This is a genomic window from Xanthomonas sp. BRIP62411 (assembly GCF_003993525.1).
Lineage (GTDB): Bacteria > Pseudomonadota > Gammaproteobacteria > Xanthomonadales > Xanthomonadaceae > Xanthomonas > Xanthomonas euroxanthea.
In genome coordinates, this window is the sequence record NZ_QEZI01000020.1 from 1 (window position 1) to 11,791 (window position 11,791).

At 66.7% G+C, this 11,791-nt stretch carries 10 protein-coding genes; 5 read left to right on the forward strand and 5 right to left on the reverse strand.

Going from position 1 to position 11,791, the window contains the following annotated elements; all coding sequences use genetic code 11:
* Nucleotides 1-320: 320 nt before the first annotated feature.
* The 3 genes from EO139_RS16490 to EO139_RS16500 form a co-directional block, all read right to left on the reverse strand.
* Entirely contained in the window at nucleotides 321-830 is a 510-nt protein-coding gene (locus EO139_RS16490) for a lipocalin family protein (RefSeq protein WP_164739887.1), read from the reverse strand.
* Nucleotides 831-1,104: 274 nt separating this feature from the next.
* On the reverse strand, nucleotides 1,105-2,625 hold the full coding sequence (locus EO139_RS16495; RefSeq protein WP_126971510.1) for a YifB family Mg chelatase-like AAA ATPase: 1,521 nt from the start codon (nucleotides 2,623-2,625) through the stop codon (nucleotides 1,105-1,107).
* Nucleotides 2,626-2,640: 15 nt separating this feature from the next.
* Nucleotides 2,641-2,907, reverse strand: coding sequence for an accessory factor UbiK family protein (locus EO139_RS16500; RefSeq protein WP_126942351.1), 267 nt, complete (start codon nucleotides 2,905-2,907; stop codon nucleotides 2,641-2,643).
* A 191-nt stretch (nucleotides 2,908-3,098) separates the two neighbouring features.
* Here EO139_RS16500 and EO139_RS16505 point away from each other — a divergent pair, with 191 nt between their 5' ends.
* A complete protein-coding gene (locus EO139_RS16505; RefSeq protein WP_016904463.1) occupies nucleotides 3,099-3,437 on the forward strand; it encodes a P-II family nitrogen regulator in 339 nt (112 codons plus the stop codon).
* 469 nt (nucleotides 3,438-3,906) lie between these two features.
* Nucleotides 3,907-5,886 carry a beta-N-acetylglucosaminidase domain-containing protein gene (locus tag EO139_RS16510; RefSeq protein WP_126971512.1) on the forward strand — a complete coding sequence of 660 codons (1,980 nt, stop codon included), beginning with the start codon at nucleotides 3,907-3,909 and terminating at the stop codon, nucleotides 5,884-5,886.
* A gap of 157 nt (nucleotides 5,887-6,043) precedes the next feature.
* On the opposite strand, the gene EO139_RS16515 is transcribed toward EO139_RS16510, so the two are convergent.
* A complete protein-coding gene (locus EO139_RS16515) occupies nucleotides 6,044-6,700 on the reverse strand; it encodes an RIO1 family regulatory kinase/ATPase (RefSeq protein ID WP_164739214.1) in 657 nt (218 codons plus the stop codon).
* A gap of 633 nt (nucleotides 6,701-7,333) precedes the next feature.
* Between EO139_RS16515 and EO139_RS16525 the strand changes: the two genes are divergently transcribed.
* Nucleotides 7,334-7,945 carry a PH domain-containing protein gene (locus EO139_RS16525; RefSeq protein WP_126971516.1) on the forward strand — a complete coding sequence of 204 codons (612 nt, stop codon included), beginning with the start codon at nucleotides 7,334-7,336 and terminating at the stop codon, nucleotides 7,943-7,945.
* Nucleotides 7,946-8,112: 167 nt separating this feature from the next.
* On the opposite strand, the gene speE is transcribed toward EO139_RS16525, so the two are convergent.
* Nucleotides 8,113-8,970 carry a polyamine aminopropyltransferase gene (gene speE, locus EO139_RS16530; protein ID WP_024939717.1) on the reverse strand — a complete coding sequence of 286 codons (858 nt, stop codon included), beginning with the start codon at nucleotides 8,968-8,970 and terminating at the stop codon, nucleotides 8,113-8,115.
* A gap of 233 nt (nucleotides 8,971-9,203) precedes the next feature.
* Between speE and speA the strand changes: the two genes are divergently transcribed.
* Both speA and EO139_RS16540 read left to right on the forward strand, forming a co-directional pair.
* Nucleotides 9,204-11,090 (forward strand): arginine decarboxylase, encoded by a 1,887-nt coding sequence (gene speA / locus EO139_RS16535; RefSeq protein ID WP_104649974.1) that lies wholly within the window; start codon nucleotides 9,204-9,206, stop codon nucleotides 11,088-11,090.
* A gap of 375 nt (nucleotides 11,091-11,465) precedes the next feature.
* Nucleotides 11,466-11,732, forward strand: coding sequence for a hypothetical protein (locus EO139_RS16540; protein ID WP_126971518.1), 267 nt, complete (start codon nucleotides 11,466-11,468; stop codon nucleotides 11,730-11,732).
* Nucleotides 11,733-11,791: the final 59 nt, after the last annotated feature.

Below are 11,791 nucleotides of genomic sequence, written 5' to 3' on the forward strand. Positions count from 1 at the left end.
CACCCCGGACACCCCCAAGCCCCGCCCTGCTTGCACCATGCACAGCGATCATCCTGATTGGTCCTTGTTCGCCTACCGCCGCGGGGCCTTGTGCGGCATGGACGCCGCAGAAGAGCCTCCGGGAACGGAGTCTCGGCGTGTCCCGCGAGGGTGGGCAGGCGCGAGGGTGGGTAGGCAAGGGCCCTGCAACCAGGCCGCAGATCAGCCGCTCCTGATCCAGCTCTGCAGTCGGTCTATCCGTGCGCCTATCCCCGGCGGACCAGCAATCGCTGGCCGAGGACGCGCACCGGGCAGACTGCGATGTCAGCTGTGCGCAGCACTCAGGGAAGTGGCTGCTCGGTCAGTCGCCCGGTATGCGGGGTGTGGATCAACGGAGCCAGGTCGAAGCCCTGCTCGCGCGCATGCGCCAGATAGGCCTGGGTGATGTTTTCGTCCAGCTGCGGCAGCCTTGCCAGCAGCCACAGGTACTTGCGGTCGGGACCGCCGACCAGCGCGGCGGTGTAGTCCGCATCGATGCGCATCACCCAGTAATCGCCTTTGGTGAACGGAATCCAGCGCAGGCCTTCGGGCAGGAAGGTGACTTCCAGCCGCGCGTTGTTGTCGTCGATGGCGCGCGCCTCGCCGACGGCCTCTTCCAGCTCGCCTTCGGCGGTCAGGCAGCGGTTCTGCACCCGCACCGTGCCATCGTCCTGCAGCGAGTAGTGCGCCGATACATCGGTGCAATCGGCATCCTCGAAGCGAATCGGTAGCCGTGCGATCTCGTACCAGGTGCCCAGATAGCGATTCAGATCCAGGGATGGGATGGTGACTAGGTCGGGATGTCGGCTCATGGCGGCCTCTGCGCAGTGGTGTGGCGGACGTTGTACGTGCATTGCCATGAAATGGATGTTGCGACGCCGGAGAGAGCGGGTGGACGTATGGGGCCAATGCCGTGCCACCAGAGAAGGGCGCGCGCACGCTCATTGCAGGCGCACAGGCAGCAAGCGACGGTGCGATGAAGCGGTCGACCGTCCTGCGCTGCTGGAGTGCTTAGCGTCCTAACCAACGGCGTGGAATGGGGGGTGCGCGGGCGTGCGGTCGCCTCGACGCACCCGGGTCGGCGCACTACGCCGCGCTCGCCGTCTCCACCGCACGATCCAGTTTGCGGTAGCCGATGGCCTCGGTCAGATGCCGGGTGGCAATGGTTGCACTGTCGTCGAGATCGGCGATGGTGCGAGCCACGCGCAGGATGCGATGCATCGAGCGCGCGGAGAGCTGCAGGTGTTCGATGGCGCGTTCCAGCAGCACCTGATCGTCGCCCTGCAGGCGGCAGTGATGATCGGTCTGTGCCTGATCCAGTTGTGCGTTGGGTGCGCCGGCGCGCGCGAGTTGCCGTTCGCGTGCGGCGACCACGCGTGTACGCACGCTGGCGCTGTCTTCGCCGGGATTGCCGCTGCGCAAGGCGTGCGGTGGCAGTCGCGGCACGTCGACATGCAGATCGATCCGGTCCAGCAACGGACCGGAGATGCGGCTGCGGTAGCGGCGGATGCTGTCGCTGCTGCAGCGGCACCGCCCGCTGCCGTCGCCGGCCCATCCGCACGGACACGGGTTCATGGCAGCAACCAGCTGGAACCGCGCCGGGAAATCCACGCTGCGCGCTGCGCGCGAAATCGTCACCAGCCCCGATTCCAGGGGCTCGCGCAACACTTCCAGCGTCTGCCGCTGCCACTCCGGGAGCTCGTCTAGAAACAGCACGCCGTGATGGGCCAGCGAGATCTCGCCGGGACGCGGATGGGTGCCACCACCGACCAACGCGACCGCGCTGGCGGTGTGGTGAGGGGCCCGGTAAGGCCGCTGCCGCCAGCGCGCAAGATCCAGCCCGCGGCCGCTGACCGAGGTAATGGCAGCGGTTTCCAGTGCCTCGGCTTCGCTGGATTCGGGCAACAGGCTGGGCAGGCGCGAGGCGAGCAGGGTTTTGCCGCAGCCGGGGCTGCCGACCAGCAGCAGATGATGGCCGCCGGCGGCGGCGATCTCCAGCGCGCGACGCGCATGCGGCTGGCCGCGCACATCGGCCATGTCGGGCAGGGCACGCGCGCCGAGCGCCGGCACCGCCACCTCGGCGGCCGGCGCCCGTTGGCTGCCGTTGAGCGCGGCGCAGACTTCCAGCAGCGTGCGCGCGGTGAAGGCTTCGACGTGCCCGGCGATGGCCGCTTCGGCGCCGTTGGCCAGCGGCACGATCAGCCGTCTGCCGGCCTGCGCGGCAGCCAGGGCGGCCGGCAGTACGCCATCGACGCCACGTAATTCGCCGGTCAGCGCGAGCTCGCCGAGAAACTCGTAATCGGCCAGGGTTTGGCGATCGATCTGGCCGCTGGCGGCCAGGATGCCGAGGGCGATCGGCAGGTCGAAGCGGCCGCCTTCCTTCGGCAAGTCGGCCGGGGCCAGGTTGATGGTGATGCGCCGGGCGGGAAATTCGAACTGCGCACACAGCAGCGCCGCACGCACGCGTTCGCGCGATTCGCGTACCGCAGCCTCGGGCAGGCCCACGATCTGGGTGGAGGGAAGCCCGCCGGACAGATGCACTTCCACCCGAACCTCAGGTGCATGCACCCCCACGCGGGCGCGGCTGTGCACCAGCGCCAGACTCATGGTGGAAGGCCCTGGTCAGGGAGCGCTGGGTGGCGTTGCGGGCGCGCGGGCTTCCAGCGCGGCCACGGCCTGTTCCAGCGCGTCGAGTTTCTCGCGCGTGCGCAGCAGCACCGCGCGCTGCACGTCGAACTCTTCGCGGGTGACCAGGTCCAGCTTGCCCAGGCCGGCCTGCAGTGCGCCCTTGAAGGTGCCTTGCAGTTCTTCGCGCGATTGGCGCAGGCCCGGCGGCACCAGGTCGCTGAGGCGGCGGGCGAGCTCGTCGAGCTGGTTGAAATCGATCATGGGTGTTCTCCGCAGGTCCGTAGGAAGCCTAGTGCAGGCCGGGACACGCGGAACATCGGCAAGGCAGTCGGCAGGCGGTAAGGATAGTCCCATTCGGCTGTCGGCCGCGGTGACGGCGGTACGCCATGGGGTGAGTGTTATGGCCGTCCACGGTATGCTGCGCGCCCCGTCATGCCCTTGGTACTGCACCGATGAAAATGATCATGGCCATCGTCAAACCGTTCAAGCTCGACGATGTGCGCGAAGCGCTCGCCGGCTGCGGGGTGGCGGGCATCACGGTGACCGAGGTCAAGGGGTTCGGGCGCCAGAAGGGGCACACCGAGCTGTATCGCGGCGCCGAGTACGTGGTCGATTTCCTGCCCAAGGTGAAGATCGAAGTGGCGGTGACCGACGACCAGGCCGAGCGCGTGGTTGAGGCCATCGTGACCGCGGCCGGGACCGGCAAGATCGGCGACGGCAAGGTGTTCGTCTACGACCTGGGCAGCGTGGTGCGGATCCGCACCGGTGAGCTGGATAGCGACGCGCTGTAAGCGCGCCGGCGGGCAGCGACGTCGGCGACGGTGCGCCTGGAGCCTGGGCAACCGCCCGCTTGCCGGAACACCACACCGCGCCAGTCGGCGACCGACGATCGGCTGAGTGCCGCGCCGCAGTGCCATGGCGTGCGCAGTGCATCGCCGGTCACTGCGTCCTCCAAGGTGGCACGCGGCCGTCGACGGCTGAGGTGGGCACGCAATGCTGAGCCGGGGTCGCCCTCGACGCAGTCGCGTGGGCGCTCCTCAAGCTAGGCTGCTATAAGCTGCCAGCCAGCGTTCTCATACCATTTCAATACCGAAGACCGGATCCGGCACCCCAGGCCAGCCTCGGCATCCGCCTGAGGCGCTTCACCCTGCTTGCCGCTTCCGAATCGAGCCAGGACGCCAAAAAGCCGCGCCTGCTTGTCGCCACGCGAGGACTTGCCTACTCTAGGGCCTAATACCATTTCAATACCGGAGTTCGGGGATGAAGCGACGCGCTGGAACGTCGGGCTTGCGCCCGCTCTCGCTGTGGCTGGCAGCAGGCCTGGCAGCGGCGGCAGTCCCCGCACTGGCGCAGCCGGTCACCCAGCCGGCGATCTTCCCCACGCCGGTCGCGATCACGCTGGACGGCGGCACGGTCACGCTGGGTCGGTCGGTGGTGCTGGTGGTGGCACCGGGCGCAGATCCGGAGGCGGTCGCGTTGGTGCGCCGCATCCTCGGCACGGCCGGCGTCACCAAGATCGCCACCGCGGCGCGTCTGCCGGCCACGCTCGACCGCCCGCATATCGTGCTCGGCACCGGCGAGGCGGCAGTGGTGCGCGATGCGCTGACGCGCAGCAAGGCGGTGCAGGACACCCACACGGAGGGCTACACGCTGGCCAGTGTCACGCTCGGCACCGGCAGCCTGATCACGCTGGCCGGCCACGACAACGATGGCCTGTTCCATGCGGCGCAGACGCTGCGCCAGCTGGTCGAGCGCCCGGCCATTGCGGCTCTGGCGATCCAGGATCACCCGGCGATGCCGATCCGCGGCACCATCGAAGGCTTCTACGGCGCGCCATGGTCGATGGCCGACCGCAGCAAGCACATCGAATTTCTCGCCCGCAGCAAGGCCAATACCTTCATCTACAGCCCCAAGGACGACCCGTATGCGCGCGACCGCTGGCGCGAGGCGTATCCGGCCGCGACGCTGAAGGCGCTCGGCAAGCTGGCGGCCACCGCCAGGCGCAATCACGTCGACTTCGTCTATGCGATCTCGCCGGGGCCGACGGTGTGCTTCTCCGATCCGGCCGATGCCAAGGCACTGCTGCGCAAGTTCGATGCCTTCCGCGCGCTGGGCGTGCGTAGCTTCTACGTGGCGCTGGACGATATCGAATACACCAAGTGGAACTGCGAGCGCGACAAGACCACCTTCGGCGCGTCCGGCGCGCAGGCGGCCGGCATCGCGCAGTCCTATCTGCTCAATCTGGTGCAGGCCGACCTGGTGGCCCGCCACGATGCGTCTTCGGAACTGATCATGGTGCCGACCGAGTATTACGACGCCAAGGAAAGCCCGTACAAGGAAGCGCTGCGCAAGCACCTGGACCCGAAGATCGTGGTGCAGTGGACCGGCACCGACGTGGTGCCGCCGGCCATTTCCATTCCCGATGCACGCGCGGCCACCAAGGCATTCGCCCGCAAGACGCTGCTGTGGGACAACTACCCGGTCAACGATTTCGAAACCTCGGCCGGGCGCCTGCTGATGGCGCCGTATGCGCGGCGCGAAGCCGGCCTGTCGGCGGAGTTGTCCGGCATCGTCTCCAACCCGATGAATCAGGAAGTGCCCAGCCGGGTCGCGGTGATGGGGCTGACCGCGTTCGCATGGAACGACACCGGCTACGATGCCCAGCGCACCTGGCACGCGGTCGCGCGCGACCTGGCCGGTGGCGACGCGCAGGTGACCTCCGCGCTGCTGACCTTCTTCGATACCCAGCATCTGGCGCCGACCTTCGGCAGCCAGCCGTGGCAGGAACAGGCGCCGCGCCTGAAGGCCGTGCTCGACCATGTACGCGAGACGATTGCGCTCGGCGATGCGGCGGCGCGCCGCCAGGCCATCGCCGAACTGGCGCGTACGGCGGATGCGTTCGCGGCTGCTCCGCAGATCATCCGTACGGGCGTGGCCGACAGGGGCTTTGCGGAACAGTCGCGTCCCTGGCTGGAGGCGATGGACGGCTGGGGCCGCGCGCTGCAGCAGACCGCGGCCGGGCTGGATGCCGCCAATCGTGGTGACGCGCAGGCGTCCGTTGCGTTTGCCGATGCCAAGCGGATCGCGGCCGAAGCCGCAGCAATCGTCTCGATTCCCGGCGCCACGCGCTTCGGGGGCCCGGTCAAGATTGCCGATGGCGTGCTGGACCGCTTCGTCGCCGACGCGCCGCGCCTGATCGCCTACAAGGCACCCGCCGGGTCGGCGGCGGTGGAGCACTGACGGTGCTGTTGGCGGCTGAGAGCCGCTGACACAGCGACTGTGCTCACCGGCAGGCGGTGCAGCCGCTGCCAGGTGCGGCGTGGACCACTCCTACACGCCGGTTCCCCGCGCGGTCCGCACCTCTCTGACGGATGCTCGTCAGGCGGCTCCGAGCTGTTTACGCGCCGCGCTTGAGGCGGCGATAGAGCCGCTTCCAGCCGCCGCGAAGGGTGCCCACCCAGCGCGGTTCGGCGCTGCGTGCGGCCTCGTCGGCGGTCGGTGCGATCCCGGCCAGGCGCTGGCGCATCTTCTGGAAATTGGCCACGTCGCTGCGCTGCAGCTGGCGTGCCAGCGTGCCGCGCCGCAACCAGCGCGGGAAGCGCCAGGCCGAGGTGAAATCGATCAACACCGGCACCCCGGCACTGACCACCACGTTGGTGCCGTGCAGATCGTTATGGGTGATGCCGAACGCATGCAGGCGACGCAGTGCCTGCTGCAATTGTTGAAAGACTTCCTGGCCGACCACCGCACTGGCACTGAGGGTGTCGCCGGGGATGAACTCCATGCCCAGCGCCAGGCCACCCAACGTGCCGAGCAGGGCCGGCGCATGCCGCCAACCGTGCAGGCGGGCCAGCATCTTCGCCTCGTGGCGCACCATCAGCCGCGCGACCGGCGCCAGCAGCGTGCGGCGGTAGCGGCTGTAGTCCTTGACCACCGCCAGCTGTCCATCCAGATGCGTGCGATAGACGTTGGGCTCGAGCAGCCGGGTGCCCTGCTTGAGCAACACCGGCGTGACGATTTGCAGGCTGGAGGTGTCCAGCGGCTGGTAGTGCATGGCAAGTCTCCGGACCTTGTCGGCGCGGAGGAATCACGCGTCTGGCAGGTTCACGATGATCGCAAGGGATCGGTCCGGTGAATTTTAGAACTTGGAAGTATGGTAATTACATTTGTTTAACAAATGAAATGTTCCGGGAGTGGAACGGTCTGAAGAATCAACAGCTTGCCGCGTCATCTAAGACTCATCCTGTCGCTGTATCCGGGCGGCGCACTGCATGCAGCCGGCGACTTGGACGCGGGGCGTGCCGTGCCCATCGGCGTGGCGGGCTTCGATGTCGGTGGCCGCTCAGGGTACGGGCTGCGGTGTGGCTATCGGCCAGCATGTCAGTGTGAGCGCGCCCCACACGAACGACCTGCATGCCGACGAGTACGACGACGAAGACATCACGATCAATCGTACCGAGGTGTTGAGCTTCGGCGCCGGAGTCCGTTTTCGCGCCGGCGATAAAACCAGCGTGGTGCCCACAGCAAGGCAATGGCGACATCCGCCTTGTTGCGGTTGGGGCTGCCTGAAGCACTCAGCGATCCGGCGCCGTGCATTGCTGGCCGTATTTCTGATCGGCACCACGAAGGCACGGATGTGGTGTCATACAGGACACGCTGCGGCGCAGGCGATCATGACGAGGAAGGTATGGAGGTCTTTACGCAATTCCTGGCCGACGAGCAGGACCCGGTGGCCGTGGGCAAGATCCTGCCCAAGGTAAACGAGTTGCTGACGCGGGACGAGCAGGTCGAGTACATCGCGGTGCAGAAAAAAATGGTGGTGAACCTGTCGCCGGCCGCGGTGGTGCTGACCACTCGCAGATTCATCGTGGTGCACCCCACGCTGTTCGGGATGACGTTTCGCGATGTCCCCTGGCGCGAGGTGCTCGACGTGCACATGAGCGAGCAGATGCTGGGAGCGACGATCATGTGCCGCACCACGCAGGGCGGCTACCTGTCCATCGACAGCCTGCCCAAGAAACAGGCCCGGCGGGTCTACGCCTATGCGCAGCAGGTGGAAGAATCGGCCTACGAAAAGCGCCAGCAGCTGGAGTTCGACAAGTTGCGCGCCTCGGCCGGTGGCGTGGTGGTGCATGCACCCGGCGCGCAGGGCGGCATGCCGTCTGCACCGCCGAGTACGGCAGCCGCCGCGGACGATCCGATACAGGTGCTGAGCAAGCTCAGGCAATTGCTGGATGCGGGGCTGGTTACCCAGGAGGAATTCGACGCCAAGAAAACCGAGGTGCTGGCGCGGTTGTAGGCGCTCGGCACGGTACCTGGCCGTGGCCACGGCCAGGACCCATAAAACGCCTGCGTCGATCGCCAGGCGGGCGCGGCCGTTGCCCGGAACCGGCAGGAACCACGCCTACCGTGGTTCCTGCTGCGCCACCCGCACCTGCCGGCAGCGCGACGGGCTGACAGTTACGCTTACTCGCCCAGCGCCTTGGCCACGAACGGCGGTGCGACCAGCACGCCGGTGTGCAGGTGCGCGGTGTAGTACAGCGTCTCGAAGCCCTTGGCCTGCGCGGCGTCCTGGCGGAAGGCGAAATCGGCGTTGGCCTGCTTGCTGGCCATGGTCACGCTCCACCAGCCGGTGGGGTAGCACGGCTGCGGGAACGGCAGCGTCTTGAACGACTGGAAGCCGGCCTTGCCCATTTCGGTGCGCATTTCCTTGATCAGCTCCAGCAGCGCCAGCGGCGATTCGGACTGCTGCACCAGGATGCCGTCGTCCTTCAGTGCCTTGAAGCAGCTCTCGTAGAAGGCCTTGTTGAACAGGCCTTCGGCCGGGCCGACCGGATCGGTGGAGTCGACGATCACGATGTCCACGCTGCCGGCCGGGCAGTTGGCCATGTAGGCCACGCCGTCGTCGAACAACAGCTCGGCGCGCGCGTCGTGGTTGGAGTCGCACAGCTCGGGGAAATACTTCTCCGACATGCGGGTGACCTGCTCGTCGATATCGCACTGGGTGGCGCTTTCCACGCCCGGGTGCTTGAGCACCTCGCGCAGCGTGCCGCAGTCGCCGCCGCCGATGATCACCACGCGCTTGGGCGCGGCGTGGGTGAACAGCGCCGGGTGGCTGATCATCTCGTGGTAGAAGAAATTGTCGCGGCTGGTCAGCATCACCGCGCCGTCGATCAGCATCAGCTTGCCCCAGTCGGTGGTCTGGTAGATCTCGATCTTCTGGAACGGGGACTGCACCTCGTCCAGCTTGCCGCTGATGCGGAAGCCGATGGCCGAGCCGGTCGGCTGGAAGTGTTCGATGTACCAGTTGTCGTTGGCGCTCATGCAAAGTCCTAAAGATGGGGGCTGTTGCTTCTCCCGCCGGGAGAAGATGGCGCGAAGCGCCGGATGAGGGTCGGGCGCCGCCGCGTGCAAGCAAGCTGCTGGCGGCCGTCCCGACCCCCTGCCAACCCCGCTCCGACCAGGAGCAGGGCGTGAAGTCGGCGCGGATTGTAACGGACCCTGCGCGTGCCAGGCGTTACACTTCACGCCCTTTTTGCCCCAGCCGAGTCAGCGAAATGAGCGATTGGTCCCTCGACCAAGCCCGCAAGACCTATTCGATCCCGCATTGGGCCGACGGGTATTTCGACGTGAACGATGCCGGACATGTAGTGGTCACGCCGACCAGCGACGGTCCGTCGGTGTCGTTGCCCGAGGTGGTGGACGCCGCGCGCGCGGCCGGCGCCAAGCTGCCGCTGCTGGTGCGTTTCCCCGACATCCTGGGCCAGCGCCTGGGCAAGCTGCAGGCGGCGTTCGCGCAGGCGCAGTCCGAATGGGATTACGCCGGCGGCTACACCGCGGTGTACCCGATCAAGGTCAACCAGCATCGCGGCGTGGCCGGCACCCTGGCCAGCCACCACGGTGACGGCTTCGGCCTGGAAGCGGGCAGCAAGCCGGAGCTGATGGCGGTGCTGGCGCTGTCGCGTCCGGGCGGGCTGATCGTCTGCAACGGCTACAAGGACCGCGAATACATCCGCCTGGCGCTGATCGGCCGCAAGCTCGGCCTGCAGACCTTCATCGTCATCGAAAAGCCCTCCGAGCTGAAGCTGGTGCTGGAAGAGGCGCGCGCGCTGGACGTCAAGCCGGGCCTGGGCGTGCGCATGCGCCTGGCCTCGCTGGGCGCGGGCAAGTGGCAGAACAGCGGCGGCGACAAGGCCAAGTTCGGGCTGTCGCCGCGTCAGGTGCTGGACCTGTGGAAGACGCTGCGCGACACCGAGTACGCCGACAGCCTGAACCTGCTGCATTTCCACATGGGCTCGCAGATCTCCAACGTGCGCGACATCGCCAACGGCATGCGCGAGGCCACGCGCTACTTCGTGGAGTTGTCGCGGCTGGGCGCCAGGATCAGCCACGTGGACGTCGGCGGCGGCCTGGGTATCGACTACGAAGGCACGCGCTCGCGCAGCTATTGCTCGATCAACTACGGCCTGCATTCCTACGCCAGCAACATCGTGCAGCCGTTGGCCAGCGCCTGCGAAGAGCACGGCCTGGCCCCGCCGCGCATCGTCACCGAATGCGGCCGCGCCATGACCGCCCACCACGCGGTGCTGATCGCCAACGTGTCCGAAGTGGAGCAGGCTCCGGAAGGCCGCGTGCCCGACGCCCACGACGACGAACCGGCGGCGATCCGCCACCTGCGCGAGATCCACGACGAGCTCGATGTGCGCCCGGCGGTGGAACTGTTCCAGGAGGCACAGCATTTCCATGCCGAAGGCTTGAGTGCGTATGCACTGGGCCAGATCGACCTGACCCACCGCGCGCGTATCGACGACTTGTTCTATGCGATCGCGCACGGCGTGCGTGCACGCCTGAGCTTCGACGAAAAGAGCCATCGCCCGGTGCTGGACGAACTCAACGAGCGGCTGGTGGACAAGTACTTCGTCAACTTCAGCGTGTTCGAGTCGATCCCGGATGTGTGGGCGATCGATCAGGTGTTTCCGATCGTGCCGATCGAGCGCCTGAACGAAGCGCCGCAGCGGCGCGGCATCATTGCCGACATGACCTGCGATTCCGACGGCATGGTCAAGACCTACGTCGAGAACGAAAGCCTGGACAGCTCGATGCCGCTGCACACGTTGAATGCAGGCGAGAGCTATCGCATCGGCTTTTTCCTGGTTGGCGCCTACCAGGAAATCCTCGGCGACATCCATAACCTGTTCGGCGATACCGATGCGGTGGAAGTGGCCGTGGACGGCGACGGCTATCGCATCGCGCAGCAGCGTCGTGGCGATACCACCGATGTGATGCTGGACTACGTGGGGTATCAGCTGGACACGCTGCGTGCGACCTATGCCGAGCGCATTGCCGCCGCGCAGCTATCGCCCGAGCGCGCGCAGGAACTGAGCGATGCACTGGAAGCAGGGTTGACCGGTTACACCTATCTGTCCGACGAACCGTTGGGCTGATGCACTGCGCGCTGCGGCCGATGCCGTGGCGCGCCGTTTTGTTGTCACTCCGCGCGCAACGCATGGGAGAGGTGGGCCGCAGCACAGCGATGCGGCCGGCATGTGACGTGCCTCAGGTGTTGAACCGGCGCTATCGCCGGACGCCGTGGTTTCTGCGCGCCTTGGCGATGCCGGCGACGTACCGCCCATTGACTGCCTGCGAGACCCCACGCCCTCTGCTCTAGCCAGGAGCTGGCCACGCATCCCACGGCTGTGCATGCGTGGCCGACGCGGCGTGGCAATGACAGTCAGATAACCCTCGCGTGACGCTGCGGTTGCAATCGGCATTCAAAAAAGTGCGGTGCCCTGCGCAGTGGTTGTGCCCGCAGTGCACTGATGTCAATGCCGTTGCATGCAGTGGTCTTGGTGCGCGCGGTTCCGGGCATGTTGCGAAACAGGACCAAATTCCCGGCAAAGAACGCCTTGGCCACGTTGCCGGGTGATGCATGGCAGTCTGGTCCGCAGCGCGCGGCGCGTGGTAAACGCCATCTGTGGACGTACGCATCTGGAACACTAATTGAAATCACACTTCAGCACATGATTTTTGCAGGCGACGCGGATTTCGTGATTTTTGCACGGTTTATCGCGTTGGCTAATTGTTAGTGTTTGTTTAACTTGTCGGGAAACAAGTGCTTTAAAGAAAGCCGGTGCACGTCGTTGTC